This window comes from Kitasatospora sp. NPDC032150 (genome assembly GCF_055579945.1).
In genome coordinates this window covers 1-13,344 of record NZ_JBVIMH010000067.1, presented here as the reverse complement: position 1 = coordinate 13,344, position 13,344 = coordinate 1, and the positions used below count along the sequence as shown (strand labels likewise).

The 13,344-nt window shown below is 71.2% G+C and carries 13 protein-coding genes and 4 pseudogenes; 8 read left to right on the top strand and 9 right to left on the bottom strand.

Features of this window, described 5'->3' with window-relative positions:
* Positions 1–294: 294 nt before the first annotated feature.
* Positions 295–640: pseudogene (locus ACZ5ON_RS35095) on the top strand (ATP-binding protein); the annotation flags it as partial.
* Here ACZ5ON_RS35095 and ACZ5ON_RS35090 read toward each other — a convergent pair.
* From ACZ5ON_RS35090 to ACZ5ON_RS35080, 3 genes and pseudogenes are all read right to left on the bottom strand, one after another.
* Positions 641–1,504 (bottom strand): LLM class flavin-dependent oxidoreductase, encoded by an 864-nt coding sequence (locus ACZ5ON_RS35090; protein ID WP_465601424.1) that lies wholly within the window; start codon positions 1,502–1,504, stop codon positions 641–643. It lies immediately after the preceding pseudogene.
* A gap of 995 nt (positions 1,505–2,499) precedes the next feature.
* Positions 2,500–2,652, bottom strand: a pseudogene (locus ACZ5ON_RS35085) (Mpo1-like protein); the annotation flags it as partial.
* A 90-nt stretch (positions 2,653–2,742) separates the two neighbouring features.
* Positions 2,743–3,534, bottom strand: coding sequence for a maleylpyruvate isomerase N-terminal domain-containing protein (locus ACZ5ON_RS35080; RefSeq protein ID WP_465601418.1), 792 nt, complete (start codon positions 3,532–3,534; stop codon positions 2,743–2,745).
* Positions 3,535–3,788: 254 nt separating this feature from the next.
* Here ACZ5ON_RS35080 and ACZ5ON_RS35075 point away from each other — a divergent pair, with 254 nt between their 5' ends.
* A complete protein-coding gene (locus tag ACZ5ON_RS35075; RefSeq protein WP_465601416.1) occupies positions 3,789–4,259 on the top strand; it encodes a hypothetical protein in 471 nt (156 codons plus the stop codon).
* Positions 4,260–4,277: 18 nt separating this feature from the next.
* Here the strand turns inward: ACZ5ON_RS35075 and ACZ5ON_RS35070 are convergent.
* Positions 4,278–5,192: pseudogene (locus ACZ5ON_RS35070) on the bottom strand (IS982 family transposase).
* Positions 5,193–5,246: 54 nt separating this feature from the next.
* Between ACZ5ON_RS35070 and ACZ5ON_RS35065 the strand changes: the two are divergent.
* The 3 genes from ACZ5ON_RS35065 to ACZ5ON_RS35055 all read left to right on the top strand — a co-directional run bounded on the left by ACZ5ON_RS35065 (position 5,247) and on the right by ACZ5ON_RS35055 (position 6,640).
* Complete coding sequence (locus ACZ5ON_RS35065) at positions 5,247–5,762, top strand: putative immunity protein (RefSeq protein ID WP_465601421.1); 516 nt, start codon at positions 5,247–5,249, stop codon at positions 5,760–5,762.
* Positions 5,763–5,767: 5 nt separating this feature from the next.
* Positions 5,768–6,169, top strand: a complete 402-nt coding sequence (locus ACZ5ON_RS35060; RefSeq protein WP_465601413.1) for a hypothetical protein — start codon at positions 5,768–5,770, stop codon at positions 6,167–6,169.
* A 78-nt stretch (positions 6,170–6,247) separates the two neighbouring features.
* Entirely contained in the window at positions 6,248–6,640 is a 393-nt protein-coding gene (locus tag ACZ5ON_RS35055; protein ID WP_465601410.1) for a hypothetical protein, read from the top strand.
* Positions 6,641–6,850: 210 nt separating this feature from the next.
* Here the strand turns inward: ACZ5ON_RS35055 and ACZ5ON_RS35050 are convergent, their stop codons facing one another.
* On the bottom strand, positions 6,851–7,546 hold the full coding sequence (locus ACZ5ON_RS35050) for a hypothetical protein (RefSeq protein WP_465601407.1): 696 nt from the start codon (positions 7,544–7,546) through the stop codon (positions 6,851–6,853).
* 263 nt (positions 7,547–7,809) lie between these two features.
* Here ACZ5ON_RS35050 and ACZ5ON_RS35045 point away from each other — a divergent pair, with 263 nt between their 5' ends.
* The 3 genes from ACZ5ON_RS35045 (at position 7,810) to ACZ5ON_RS35035 (ending at position 10,360) form a co-directional block, all read left to right on the top strand.
* Positions 7,810–8,052 (top strand): hypothetical protein, encoded by a 243-nt coding sequence (locus ACZ5ON_RS35045; protein ID WP_465601405.1) that lies wholly within the window; start codon positions 7,810–7,812, stop codon positions 8,050–8,052.
* A gap of 40 nt (positions 8,053–8,092) precedes the next feature.
* Positions 8,093–9,334 carry a replication-relaxation family protein gene (locus ACZ5ON_RS35040; protein WP_465601402.1) on the top strand — a complete coding sequence of 414 codons (1,242 nt, stop codon included), beginning with the start codon at positions 8,093–8,095 and terminating at the stop codon, positions 9,332–9,334.
* A 366-nt stretch (positions 9,335–9,700) separates the two neighbouring features.
* Complete coding sequence (locus tag ACZ5ON_RS35035; protein WP_465601398.1) at positions 9,701–10,360, top strand: NUDIX domain-containing protein; 660 nt, start codon at positions 9,701–9,703, stop codon at positions 10,358–10,360.
* 128 nt (positions 10,361–10,488) lie between these two features.
* Here the strand turns inward: ACZ5ON_RS35035 and ACZ5ON_RS35030 are convergent, their stop codons facing one another.
* The 4 genes and pseudogenes from ACZ5ON_RS35030 to ACZ5ON_RS35015 form a co-directional block, all read right to left on the bottom strand.
* On the bottom strand, positions 10,489–10,872 hold the full coding sequence (locus ACZ5ON_RS35030) for a hypothetical protein (RefSeq protein ID WP_465601395.1): 384 nt from the start codon (positions 10,870–10,872) through the stop codon (positions 10,489–10,491).
* 232 nt (positions 10,873–11,104) lie between these two features.
* Positions 11,105–12,160 carry a conjugal transfer protein gene (locus ACZ5ON_RS35025; protein WP_465601392.1) on the bottom strand — a complete coding sequence of 352 codons (1,056 nt, stop codon included), beginning with the start codon at positions 12,158–12,160 and terminating at the stop codon, positions 11,105–11,107.
* Positions 12,157–12,426 (bottom strand): hypothetical protein, encoded by a 270-nt coding sequence (locus ACZ5ON_RS35020; RefSeq protein WP_465601389.1) that lies wholly within the window; start codon positions 12,424–12,426, stop codon positions 12,157–12,159. The genes ACZ5ON_RS35025 and ACZ5ON_RS35020 overlap by 4 nt, the downstream gene beginning before the upstream one ends.
* 165 nt (positions 12,427–12,591) lie before the next feature.
* A pseudogene (locus ACZ5ON_RS35015) lies at positions 12,592–13,344 on the bottom strand (hypothetical protein); the annotation flags it as partial.

The window sequence follows — 13,344 nt, the reverse complement described above, 5'->3', positions numbered from 1 at the left end:
GGAGCGCAGCGAACTGGTCCCAGAGGGGTTCGAACAGGCAAGATGGCAGCGCGGGCACGGCCGTCCTTCGTGATCACTGAGCGTAGAGAACTCCATGATCACGTGGACCCGTGCCCGTTCTGCCGCCCACCCCACCTCCTCGGCACCTATTGCCGGTCGGTCTAAGCGGTATGCCCAGTTCAAGCACCGTGCTGCCGATGAAGCGGGCCACCTTCTCGCCTACTCCGAGCTCGAGGCCGGGACCGTCACGGAGATCATGAATGACGCGCGGTGCGGCCAGACATCGACGTAGCGCTGGCCGGCGGCCACGCGGACCGCACCTGGGACAAGCGGATGCGCGAGCTGGTCCGACCCGACGTGCTCATCCTGGACGACTTCGCGATGCGGCAGCTGAGTGCGGCTCAGGCTGACGACCCCTACGAACTGGTCCTCCGAGCGGCAGGGGCACTCGCTGATCATCACCAGCAACCGGGCACCCAGCGACCGGTATCCGCTCTTCCCCAACCCCGTTGTCGCCGAGCCGCTGCTGGACCGGCTGATCAACGCCAGTCACCAGGTCATCATGAACGGCCCCAACTACCGCCCCGACAAACGGCCGAAGAACCCCACCGACAAACGCGGCACACCCTCAAACGGCTAATCAGACGACCGGCGGCCCCGCCTCGATACGGCGAAGTACTGGGGGCAGGCGGTCCAGGTCGGGGCCGGTCTGGACCTGTCGCTCGTCCCACCAGGTAGCACCGGCGTCGTGCAGCGGACCGATCACGTCCTTGGCCTTGGCCGCGTCCGGGAGTGTGGCACCGCCGAGCACGAACTCGAAGGGGCGCTCGGCCGCGACCGCACGGTGCTTGCGTACATAGCCGACCAGATCCCGCACCTCTGCCACATCCGGTATATGACCATGCCGGGCCGTCTCGAAGAGCGGCACCGCGCCGTCCCACCGCGCTGCCCGCCGCATGGGCGGGCGACGTGGCCAGAACCCGCCGATCCACACAGGCGGACAGGGCCGCTGCACGGTGGCGGGCAGCAACGTCACGTCCCGGACCTCATAGTGCTGGCCGTGGTGGTCCACCGCTTCGCCGGACAAGAAGCGCTTCAACAGCTCCAGTCCCTCGTCCAGCCGCTCGGCCAGGAGACGCGGCTCGGCGGTGTCGCCGAAGCTGCGGTATTCGTCCTCGATCGGACCGCCCAAGCCGGCAGCGAAGATCACCCGGCCGCCGCTGAGGCGGTCCAGGGTGGCCACGTGACGGGCGAGTTGCTGCGGACGGTAACGGGGGACCGGCGTCAGCAGGGTACCCAGCCGGATTCGGGAGGTCGCCAGCGCGGCTGCGGTCAGCAGCATCCAGGGGTCTCCGAACGGACGCCCCTGGTGCTGGCGATGCAGTACGTGGTCCCAGACGAACAGCCCGTCCCAGCCAGCCTGTTCGGCGGCAGCGGCCACGGTCGCGACGTTACGGGGGTCGGCGAAGTCACCGAAGTTGGGGATGTTGATGGAGAAGCGCATCTCAGCAGGATGCGCAGCTGGCCCCGAAGGGGCAATACGCGCACGCTCCATCAGGATCCCCGAACCGCAGATGAACTGGCCGGACCGGCCCGTCGAGCTCCGCATCACGAGCAAGGCCCGTGCCCGCGAGGAGGCCGAACGGGAGGCGAGCCGCCCGGCCTGCACCGGCTGCTCGGCCAAGCTCACCGATGCGGAGTGGGACCGGGCGCGCTGGGGCGAGCTGGTGTGCGCGTCCTGCCAGCGGGAGGAGTCCGACCGGAAACGGGTCCAGCGGGCCGCTGCCGCGGCTGAACCGCAGCCGCCGAAGCGGCCAGGGCGAGGACCACCGGTTCCTGGTAGCGCCGCTCCTGAACCCCCGGCAGCTGGCCGACACTGCAACACGGTGTGCAACACGAGCGCAACGCACCAGTCCGCCCGGCCACCGCGTTGCACCGCTGACCTGTGAAACCCCCGGCGATCCGGGTCTGCGGGGCAGCGTGTTGCACCCCGTGCTGCGCCCGGCCCGGCTGCTGTGACCTGGACTGGGGAGTGGCACGGCTCTGACCATCGGTGCCGTCGTCGACTGGTCACCGCGCCCCAAGCAGGCGATCGACCTGGAGCTGAAACTCCAGGAACGCGACGACGACCTCGCCGCCGCGCGCGCCGCCAACCGCGAGCTCATGGCCCAGCTCAACCGCCAGGCCGACCGCGCGCCCAGCCCGCCCGGGTAGGCGGAACCCGGTCCCGGCCGCTCGGCGGCCGGGACCCGGCAGGCCCGGCCGAACCGGTGACTCCGGCACCGCATGAGGAGTTCACTGGAGGTATGCCGGATTACAGCGCTAGCTCCGTAAAACGGGCTCGCCGAACAAAAGCGCAGGTCGAAGTCCTGCGGTCGGCGATCTGCGTGATCGCAGAAGAGGCGCAACCGTGCAGCGTCCGACGCGTCTTCTTCCTACGGTTTGAGACTGTCTCAGCGAACGGGTGACCGCGTCGTGTCGTTCTGCCCGATTGCATGATTGTTCGTGGCCGCGCGCCAGGCCATGGGCGCCCACCGCGAGCCCGGTGAGGGTGCCCGCCAGGTGCACCCACCTGGTGGCGGCCTTGGAGTGCATCGCCACGTAGTAGGGCCAGAACTCCTCGAAGGACGCGAAACGCCTGCTCTCAACCATGTCAGGACGGTAACGCCACGCCGACGCTCCGCCCAGGGCACGGTCGGATGAGCCGACGATGCGACCGGGCGCCGCGTCGTCGACCACGCCTTACGCGTTCGGGTCCCAGGCGAAGAGCCGCTCGAAGATGACCCGGTCGCCGTCGATCTTCACCGAGTCCAGCGGGGTGCGTCCGTAGAACCACAGGACCAGCTCACCGGCCGTGCCCCGGGCGGAGGCGTCGGCCGGGGCCTGGGCCTCGCCCTCGCCGGCAGCCGGGAGGCGGACGGCGCGGGCACCGTCCGCCCCGACCGTGAAGCGCCAGGAGCGGCCCTCGGTGGCGTGGTAGTCGACGACGGCCGGCTCGTGCGGCCAGGCGCCCGACCACGCGCAGCAGGTGAACAGGAAGTCCTCGACGCCGTCCAGCGCCACCTCCGCCAGCAGCGGCTGCGCGGCGCCCACGGTGAGCTGGGCGTCATAGGTGTGCATCGCGATCTCCTGGAGCTGGTGCCGGGCGACGGCACCGCTGGTCCGCGGCGACTGCGAGGCGCCCCACCACGTCCAGCACTCGGCGTCCGGGCCGACCTCCCGCAGGGTGTCCAGCAGCTCCTGCGTCGACGCGGCCAGCCAGGCCACCAACGCCTCGCGCTCCCGGGGCGCCTGCGCCTCGGCGCGCGCCGCCACGGCCTCGGGCGGCGGGGAGTCGGCCGGACCGGCCTCGACGACGGCGGCCCAGAACGGGCGGCCCGAGCCCAGGTGCCGCGCCAGGTCGAACAGCGTCCACTCGGGACAGGTCGGCACCTGCACGTCCAGGCTGGGCGCGGCGGCGATCGCGGCCCGGAAGGCCGTCGCCCGCTCGTCGATCAGTCGCAGCAGGTCAGGGAGTTCAAGATTCTTCTGCACTACGGCTGTCTATCACCGCACTCCGGCGGCCGAAAGCGAATTTCCCGGCCGCCACCTGCCTCCGGCGTCTGCCGACGCCGCCGTCCGAACCATTCGCCCGAACCGCCGCCGACACCGAACCTCCTTCGAAACCACGGGAGTTCCCCACCCGACTTCACTCCAAGGGATCTTCGACGCCGGGCCGTTTCGTTGCGGTGAAGTCCCCGAAGCGGCGCTGGCAATGTCTCGTGAGACAGCGAAACGGTGGAGAACAGGTGTACTACCTCGGCATCGGACAGCTCTGGGACAAGGACACCGGCCACTCGCACAAGAACTACTCGCTGGTCGTCCGCGAGCTGGGCTACCTTCGCGAGACCGGTCGGCTGCCTTGGGAGTGGATCACCCACGGCACTCGCATGGTCCGGCAGGAGACCCAGTACGACTCGCTCGACGACGCCCTTCAACGCCACACGGAGGGCTACCAGCGCAACCTGTGGGCCTCACAGAGCCGCCGCGTCGAGGCATGGGTCGAGAGTGATTCGGTCGGTGGCGTGGTCCAGCCGATCACCTCGGCCTGGGGCGTGGGCCTGTACTCCTGCCGAGGCCAGTCGAGCAAGACCTTCATCTGGGAGGCGGCGCAGCAGTACGCACGGCAGGGCAAACCGGTGACGGTGATCTTCTGTGGCGACTGGGATCCTACGGGGAGATCCGTTCCTCGCTCCGTGGCCGAGCGGATGGAGCGCTAGATGATCGATTCCAAGGGGTCAGTGGTCATAGGTGGTCAATGAGCGCAGGACGGGCTGTCCGGTGTGGTCGTTGTGCCAGATCGCGGCGGTCATCGCGAGGATGCGTTGCATGACGCGGGCGACGACGCCGCCGGGCGTGCGTCCTCGGTGCTGTTCGAGGTCGAGTTGACCCTTGAAGGTCTCGTTGACCGACTCGATGATCTGTCGCAACGGCTTGAACAGTGGCGCGCCGGGCCGCTACGGCTCGCCCTTGCGGGCCGGTCGCAGCAGCTGGATGTCCTGCTCTGCCAGTTGGTGTTCGAAGTCGCGGCCGAAGTAGTTTCTGTCGCCGATCAGCGTCTGGGAAGGACGTGCCGCTACGAGGCTGGCTTCGGCGGCCAGGAGGTCCAGCAGGGTCTCGCGCTCGTCTGCTTTGGCCCCGGTCAGGGCGAAGGCGACGGGCAGGCCCTGGAGGGTGCACACCAGGTGCAGCCGCAGGCCCCAGAAGAAGCGGCTGTGACTGGCGCAGTACCCGTACTCGGCCCATCCGGCCAGGTCGGAGCGTTTGACGGTCTCGCGGGAGCGGCCGCATTCCACCGGCGTGGAGTCCACGACCCACACGTCGTCGCTCCACACGGAGGTGTCGATAGCGAGCAGCCGGGTGACGCGCCGAAGCAGTCCGGCGGCCTTGCGCAGCCGCTTGTTGTAGCCGGGCTGCTTGGGCAGGTACGGGAAGAGATGCTGCAGGTGGGAACGGGCGTGGCGGAGCCACCTGGCCTCGGAGGTGAAGCCGAGCATCGCCTGCATCATCGCCAGCGTGACCAGTTCGGCGTCGGTGAGCTGCGGGGCGATTCCCACGGCAGGCCGCCATGGCGCGAGATGCGGAGAAGCCTTCAGCAGATCGTCGGTCTTCACATAGAGTGCGGTCGCGAGGGTGTCCAACTCTGTCTTCACACACTGAGGTTGGATGCCCTCGCCCTATGCGCGCAGCCGATCCCTTGGAACACCATGATCCTTCCCAAAGATCGCGACCCCCGCTTCATCACCATCCGCCGTGGGGGGACGCTTACGGACTCCGACCATCGGCTCCTGGCTTTGTGGGCTGCCGGGTGCGCGGAGCACGTTCTGCACCTTTTCGAGTCGGTGCAGCCCTCGGACCCGCGGCCCCGCGAGGCGATCGAGCAGATTCGGGCATGGGCGTCCGGCGAGATCAGGATGTCTCAGTCCCGAGCGGCGGGTGGCCATGCCATGGCTGCGGCAAGAGAGTTGAGCGGAGCCGCTCGGCACGCCGCATTTGCTGCCGGCCAGGCGGCGGTGGTGGCGCATGTCGCCGCACACGAGCTTGGCGCTGCGGCCTACGCGATCAAGGCCGTGCGTGCGGCGGCCCCCGGACGGGAGGGTGAGAGTGCTGGCAGGCTCGAGTGCCGTTGGCAGCGCGAGCAGCTCCCGGATGTGATTCGTGAACTCGTCCTAGATGATCAGCGGTTGCGAAACGAAATCTGCTGGTCGGTCTTCGACTGTTGACGGGCGTGACGGCTTGTCTGCACTGCCCCCTTGGAATCGATCATCTAGGCAACGGTGAACTTGACCTGGACGTCCGGCAGATCGCCATCACCGCGGACGACGTCCGCTCCGGCCGGCTCGCCACCCACGACGTCAACACCCGGGACGTCAACTTCGCACGCTACCGCGAGGAATGCCTGCGCGAGGGCATCGACCCGAACATCTCGGTCGAGGTCGAGGCCCTCCGTCCCGGGCTGCTGCGGGAGCGGCTCGCCGAGGAGATCGAGGGCCTGGTGGACGATGTCCGTCAGTGGAACATCGAGTTCAGGGCCGAAGACGCTGAGCGGGAGCTGCTGCGGGCCCTGCAAGGAGTGGCGAGGAGGATCGTTCGGGGTGAGCCGGCAGTCGAAGACGATCAAGACGGGTAGCTCCGTGCACCACACCTGTTGCATCCGCTACAGTGCTCCGGACCGCTCCTGAGCTGCGAAGATTCCAGCCGCACGCTCGTGGCGCCCCGGAGAAACCTGGGCGATTTCGACGCCTCGGGTGAGGGGATCGAGGAGGACTGGATCGCCCGCACCGGCTGCTGGGACACCGTCGAGCGGGTGCTGCTGACCGACGAGCAGCGGATCGTCTACGGGCTGCCGCCGACCGAGGGCAAGAAGGGTGACCCGCGCTGGCCGGCCTTCGCCGCGAAGTACGGCTTCGACCCCGACTACCCGGTCCAGTGGGAAGTCGAGGCCCTCGACCGCGACGAACTGCACGCCCTGCTGATGGCCGCCGTCGAGCCGTACGTCGACCGCGAGACCCTGGCAGAGGTGCTCGCCGACGAGCAGCGGCAGCGCGCGCAACTGCAGACCTTCGTGAACGGCTGGCCCCGGCCTCCCACGAGCAGGTAGGACGGCGGCTCTCCGCGGCTGATGCCACGACCGTCCGGCCGTGTGGCGACCGGTCGAGCGGTGCTGGGACACGGTGTCCTAGCACCTGTCCCAGGCGTGTCTCAGGGTGCCCGGTTTCAACCGTTTCGCTAGGACAGTCCCAGGCGTTTCGCCTGGTACCGGTGCTCTGGGCCGGGCCTGGGACAAGGGTGGGACATCCGGCTCGGCCGGCTACCGGCCGGGTGCTGTGCCCTCGATGGCGGCCAGAAGGTGGGCGTGGACGGCGCCGGCGGCGTCCCGGGTGACCGGGTCCGGGTCCTCCAGCTGGGCGGCAATGAGGGCGGCGGCCGCGGCGAGGATCGGGACGGGGACGGTGGCGCTGCGCAGGTTCGCGAGCTGGGCGGCGGCCTGCTCGCCGGGCGTCGCCTGGGTGCGGCTGGTGGGGATCAGGGAGCCTATGCCGCGCGGCTGAGGGTTGGTCACCCGGCCCATTCTCCTGCCCCGGAGGCCGTGGTGATCACCGCGGCCGCCCCGCCGCCCGCCCGGCCACGGGCAGCGGCCGGTGCAGCGTGCAGCGTGGAAGCTGCGCCTGAGCATGCGCACCGCGGCGCTGCGCATGGCAAGGACGTTGCGCAGCGCTGCTGCGCTGCTGCGTTGCTGCGACGGGCTGCCGCCACCTATCGGAGTGCGGAGTTCCACCCCGGGGCGAAAGGTGATGCTGCGTCGAACTAGCATCCCGATCATGAGTTTCTCCCCGGGGCAGAAGTCGATGGCCGAGCCGATGCTGTTTGGTGCGCCGACCTGCACGGTGTGCGGGAAGGAGATGGAGCCGAAGGCCACGGGCCGCCCGCGGAAGTACTGCTCGAAGGCGTGCTCGTCGAAGGCGGACCGTGCCCGGGAGAGGGAGAAGCGGGAGCAGGTGCTCACCGCGGCCACCGAAAACCCCCGGGGCGAAACTCCGCCCCTCGCCGACCTGCCCGCCGACGGCCCGGCCGTCGAGCTGCTCGAGCTCGGCGAGGAGCTCCGCCGGCACGACGAGCGCTTCCTCCTCCAGCTGGAGCGTGCGGGGGTGCGGTCAGACCTCGGTCAAGGGGGCGGTGTGCAGTGTCGGCGGCGTCCGGGCGGCCCGCCCGGGTGCCGGGTCGGCCACCGCGCCGGTTCCAGCTTCCTGCTGACGGAAGGCCAACTCGATGACCGCCACCTCGCTCGCCGCGCCCGGTCCGGGCGACGGCGACCAGGCCGCCGACCGCCTGCCGCAGGGGTCGGCGAAGGCCTCGCCCGGCCGGGACAAGGGCCCGCACGGCGCCTCCACCACCACCTCCACCACCACCTCCGCCCGCACCTCCACCGCCCCGTCGAACGGGGAGCCGGTTTCGGCAGGCCAGCAGCCGCGGACAAGGGGTCGCCGTCGTGGCGACAACTGGAAGCCGTAGGCGCAGGCAGCGTGCGACGGTTGAAGCTCGGAGGAACGTCATGGTGGCGCTCGTCCTGTTTCAGCGCGCCACCGGCCGGGAGCTCTGGCACCTGGCGCTGCCCGGCCAGGCTTGCGACAAGGCGACCCGCGATGCGCTGCTCGACCTTCAGGACGCGGGCAAGGCGCGCCCGGATGGATGGGCCCGCGGCCGCAAGCTCTGGTGCCTGACCAAGGCCGGCCACAAGGAAGCCGCCGGTTTCCTGCCCCGCGGGACGAAGCTGTCCACCGTCCGCGACGAGGGGGAGAGCGCGGGCTATGACGAGCACGCCCTGGACGTCGTCGCCACCGCCGGGCACCTGGCCCGGGCCGGTCATGGATCGCCGCTGACCCTCACTACCGAGGTCCGTCACGCGGTGCCCGGCCGCCCGGCCCGCTATGCCGACCTCGTGCTGCGCGACCCCGGTGTGAAGGTGCCGGTGCTCCTGGTCGAGGTCGACCGGGACAACGAGACGGTCGGCCAGCTGGTGGAGAAGCTCGCCTCCTACACCGCCTGGTGCGAGCTGATCGCCAAGGGCGCCGACAAGGCGCGGGCGAAAGCCGCCCGGCACGATGGGGCCGCCGTCCACGACCACCGGCACTGGCGCACCGTCTACCCGCCCACCCGTCACGAGGGCTACCCGCCCGTCGCCCTGGTCCTCACCCCCGGCCGCAAACGCGACCGCCCCGGCACCGAGCCCGTCACCCCTGAGCAGCAGGCCGCCAAGGCCGAACGCGACCACCAGCGGCTGCTGCGCCGCCTCGAGGCGGTGGAGGCCGGCTCCGCCGCCTTCTGGAGCCCGCGGCCGTACCCGTTCGCGGGGGTGACGGCGGGCGACTACCACCTGGCGCTGCCGGTGGTCGCCACCACGCTGCAGCTGCTCGACGACCAGGGCGCCGCCGCTCCGGTGTGGCGGCGCTTCGGCCGGACCGGCTGGCACACCCTGACCGCCGCGCTGGACAACCCGGACGGCGACCGGCTCCTGGCCGTCGAGCGCGAGCGCGCCGCCGCCCGCCGCGCCCGCGAGGAAGCCCAAAGGGAGGAGAGCCGCCCGGCCTGCACCCGCTGTACGGCGAAGTTCTCGGACGAGCGGTGGGCGGAGCGGGAGGGGGCCCGCGTCTGGGGCGACGACGGGCTGTGCGCCGGCTGCCGCCAGGCCGACGCCGACCGGAAGGCGCGGGAGGTTGCCGAGCGTGAGCGGGCCGCCGCCGAGGCTGCGGCCGCCGAGGCGAAGCGCTCGGGTTCCTGGTGGCGCCGGTCCTGACCCGGCCTCACCCCTGCTGACCTGCGGTGGGGAGTTTGGGCACTGCCTGCTGACCTGCGGTGGGGAGTTTCGCCTCGGGGCGGTGAGTTTCGCCCCGGGCCGCCGGTGAGTTTCGCCTCGGCCCCGGTGAGTTTTGCCCCGGGCCGCCGGTGAGTTTCGCCTCGGCCCCGGTGAGTTTCGGGTGTCGTCGCAGGTCAGCGGCCGGTTAGAACGGACTGCGGTACGCCGTCCGGGTGGCGGCGGGGTTCGGCGCGGCGGTCGGGCGGGCAGAGCCTTCGGCATGACGACACCCATGACCAGGCGCCGCCGTCGCCGCCGCCTGGCCGCGCCCACCGCGTCCGCGCCTGCCTTCCCGGTCCGCGCCGGATGGCCGCCGGCCCCGGCCCGGCCGGGCGGCACTGGGTGCTGCCGGACGTGGTCGAGCGAGCACCTGACCCCGGGCGGGGTGGTCGTACGCACCACCTGGCACGAGCCGGCCTGCCCGGCCTGGGCCCGGCGGTGACCGCCGGCACGGTGGCCGGGCCGGTCCCGGTGCGGGTCTGTGCGGTGCTGGTCCACGACGGCCGGGTGTGTCTGATCCGCCGTCAGCGGGAGGCCGGCCTCCAGCACTCGCTGCCCGGCGGCGTGGTCGAGGACGAGGACGGTGAGGAACCGGCCGACGCGCTGCGCCGGGAGCTCCTCGAGGAGCTCGGCCTCGACCTGGCGGTGCTGCCCGCGCCGCCGGTGCTGCGCTTCGTCCAGGACCAGGAGACCGAGCGGCCGGGCGAGAGCGTGCCGTTCCGCCGCCGGCACCTGGTCTACGTTGCCCACCTGCCCGACCACCTGGTGCAGGCCGTCGCCGCGGCCGAGCAGGACGACCCCGACGAGGCGCCGGTGGTGTGGCTGCCGGTGGCCGACGCGGCCAGCCTCCACCTGTACCCGGACGTCGGCGCCGTCCTCGACCAGGCCGTCCGGCCCGACACCGCCGCGACCGGCAGGCCGCTGCTGCTCCCGGCGATGACCAGCACCTCCTACCAGTGGCGCTGACCCCCTGAGCGGGGCCGCTGTGACTGTGCACGGTAGATGGCCAGGGTTTTCGCGCTACTTGGCCAACGGGTCGGCAAGTCGTCGACCTGGCCGGTTCGGGCAGGTTGCGACGAGGCTTCGCCGGCGCGTCACCACAGGTGCAAGAAGCTCCGGACGTCGTCATAGCCATCGAGGGCCCGACCGTCCACGTCCGACGGGTCCGCCTCGGCGCGCACCGCCAGCGATGCCGCCAGGGCGAGGGCTTCATCGCTGAGACGCCCGAAGCGGCGAGCAATGTGCCCCAGGCACAGCCCGGCCAGCCCGAGCAACGGACTGCCCGACACAGCCCGTGTCCCCACCTGCACGCACCAGGACTCGACGAAGGCACGGTCGTCGTCGTTCAATGCGCTCCCGACCAGGACACCCGCCGCCTCGCCCTCCTGCGAGCGGTCACGCAGAGCCCGCTCCAACGTCTCGGCCACTGCCGCGTGAGCCAGCGCGGGAGGGTTCTCAAAGCGCAGATCAGGGTGCATCACGCGAGAGTACGCGCCCCGATCCAACCGCACTCGAAGATTGCGGCACCTGTACCGGTGCCAACCCGCGTGGCCAGGTTCCAGCGTCACGGGTCATCAGGCTGGCCAAGTAGCGCGAAAACCTTGGCCATCAACCCTGGAAAGTGGCCATCTATCGTGCAAAGTCACAGCCGCAGCCGGCCCGGTGCTGGTTGCCTCTGAGGTTGCTTCTGGAGGTTGCTACTGGGGGTTGCTACTTGAGGTTGCTACTCGGGGTTGCTACTCGGGGTTGCGTCAGGCGGTGCCGCCGAAAGTGGCGTTTTCGCACCTCAGGGCCCGTTTGTCCATAGGTCGCCGGGCGCCGACTACTTCTCCCTGGGCACCTCCGCGGGTGAAGATCGCCACCCCGCTCGCCCTCGACGGCCAGCTCATCAACGGCCAGGCCGGTGTACGGCGCCGGACTGATCGCCGCCAGCCGCGTGCCCGGAGCCAGGTAGCGGTCCAGCTCCCCAGCGCCCGTGAGATACGCCCCGAGGAACGCCGTCACAGCCTGGGTCAGCGGATCGCTCGGCAGCGCCGGCCGCATCGGCCCGTACACCAACCCCGGCACCCGGACACGCGGCGGCGCGGACACCTCGGCCGGCATCGCCAGCGCCACATACCCCATCGCCCCACCACCGGCGGGCACGGTCGCCACCGACACCTGGAAGTAGCGCACCGCCTCCGCCGCCGAGACCTGCGGCCGCCCACTCGAGCCGCCGCTTCCTTCCGCCGCCGACGGCGACGGATCCGCCGCGGCCGCCCCGGCGGTGTCGACGATGCGGGCGGCCACCGTCACCGACCACACATCCCGATCGGTCTGCCGCAGCCGAACCACCGTCAGCTGCTCACCGCTGCGCCGACCCGGCGCCCCTTCGAGGCGGACATCGGTGGCGCCCGGGTAGTAGGCGGCGAGCTTGGCCTGATCACCGTCACCCGCGCCGATGTAGGCGGCGACGAAGAGCTGGGCGAACCCGGCCGCGCCCTGGGAACCGGCGGCCGGTGCGCTCACCGCAGGCTGCGGCCGGGCGGGACCGGCCGCAGTCGGGACGGAGCACAGGGCGGCGCCGCCGAGCACCGGGCCGAGAACAAGCAGTCCCCAGGCCGCCCACCGGACCACCACCGCGGCATTCGCGGACGCACCGGTCGACCACGACCAGCCGCCCACCTCACCGGGGCCATCCTGGTCATCGACCTCCAACCACTCCTGCGCGGGCCTGCTCGGCTCACCGGGAGGCGTCGCCTGACGGTGGTTCAGCCAGGACTTCATGCCGCACCGCCAGCCGGGATGACGTGGTGGCCGGCGAGCTCGGCGATCCGCTTGCGCAGCTGTGCCTCGGGCCGCTGCTGCAGCACTCGCAGCGAGGTGAGGACCTGGGCGGCGTCCCGGTCGAGGAAAGCCCGCAGGCGGTCGTGGGTGTCGGTGTCGAAGGGGTGGAGGACCAGGGCGGCGCCGAGCTGGATGAGCAGGTGCTGGGCGCGGGTGACGCGCTCCTCGTCGGCGTCGAGGCGGACCGGGGCGGTCGTGGTCGACATGGTGGTCGTTCCTTCCGATGGTCGGTGTGAAGGGTGGTCAGGACGTGACCGGCTGAAGCGGGGCATGCGCGGTGCGGGTGCAACGGCGCCGCCGAGCGGCAGCGCGATACGGGGCTGGAGCCCATGGGAGAGAGGGCGTTCCGCGCGGGCCTGGAGAGGGGGCGTTCACCGGATCACTGCCGGGGCGGCCGGGCATCCTGAGCAGCGGTACACGCTGTCGCTGTCGGCGGACGTCTGCCCGTCGAACGGGGCACGGGGCCGGGCGACGGGGGCGAGAGTGCGGCTGGCGCCAGGCCGTTGCTCGGAGAGAGCGGTGCGGGAGATGTGTGCGAGGAGTTCCCAGGCGTCACCGGTGTAGGGATGGCTGGGGCCGAAGGCAAGGGCGCTGGCGTCGGCGAGGCCGAAGGCCCGGGCCTGGGCCTCCACCGTCCTGCCGTCCGCATGGATGCCGCGGATGGCCTCGTACTCCTGGCGGTACCAGCCCGGAGGGATCTGGGACAGCTCGCCTGGGGCGATGACCGGCCGCGTCGGGATGACGGGCACTGTCGGCGGCTGGGCGCGGCGCCAGATCAGCTCGTCGTTCGGCGCGGCCTGCGGACGGCAGCGCAGCGCTCGGAAGGTCCGGCGCAGCAGCGGCACCGGCCACAGCACAACCACCACGGCCCAGGCCGCGGCTGCGACCGCGGCGGCGGCCGGGCCGGTGCCGATCTCCCGCCGACGAAGGCGGGACCAGGCGTCACTGATTCCCGTGAGTGCCAGGTAGGCCAGCCCGAGGGTGAGGTAGCAGATGGCGCCAAGCAGGAGCAGACGTTCTGAACCGCTTAGAAGCCGTTGTCGTACCGCTCGTGGGGCTTGTCGATCGAACAGGGGTCTCGTTCGGGTGATCGTGGACAGGCCGGCGCATAAAGGCAGGGCCTC

What these genes read in the sequence shown, in the direction of transcription:
- ACZ5ON_RS35090 (WP_465601424.1), bottom strand. Translation starts at nt 1,504, where the DNA reads ATGCGCTTCTCCATCAACATCCCCAACTTCGGTGACTTCGCCGACCCC.
- ACZ5ON_RS35065 (WP_465601421.1), top strand. Translation starts at nt 5,247, where the DNA reads ATGATCCTTCCCAAAGATCGCGACCCCCGCTTCATCACCATCCGCCGT.
- ACZ5ON_RS35045 (WP_465601405.1), top strand. Translation starts at nt 7,810, where the DNA reads ATGACCGCCACCTCGCTCGCCGCGCCCGGTCCGGGCGACGGCGACCAG.
- ACZ5ON_RS35040 (WP_465601402.1), top strand. Translation starts at nt 8,093, where the DNA reads ATGGTGGCGCTCGTCCTGTTTCAGCGCGCCACCGGCCGGGAGCTCTGG.
- ACZ5ON_RS35035 (WP_465601398.1), top strand. Translation starts at nt 9,701, where the DNA reads ATGGCCGCCGGCCCCGGCCCGGCCGGGCGGCACTGGGTGCTGCCGGAC.
- ACZ5ON_RS35030 (WP_465601395.1), bottom strand. Translation starts at nt 10,872, where the DNA reads ATGCACCCTGATCTGCGCTTTGAGAACCCTCCCGCGCTGGCTCACGCG.
- ACZ5ON_RS35025 (WP_465601392.1), bottom strand. Translation starts at nt 12,160, where the DNA reads ATGAAGTCCTGGCTGAACCACCGTCAGGCGACGCCTCCCGGTGAGCCG.
- ACZ5ON_RS35020 (WP_465601389.1), bottom strand. Translation starts at nt 12,426, where the DNA reads ATGTCGACCACGACCGCCCCGGTCCGCCTCGACGCCGACGAGGAGCGC.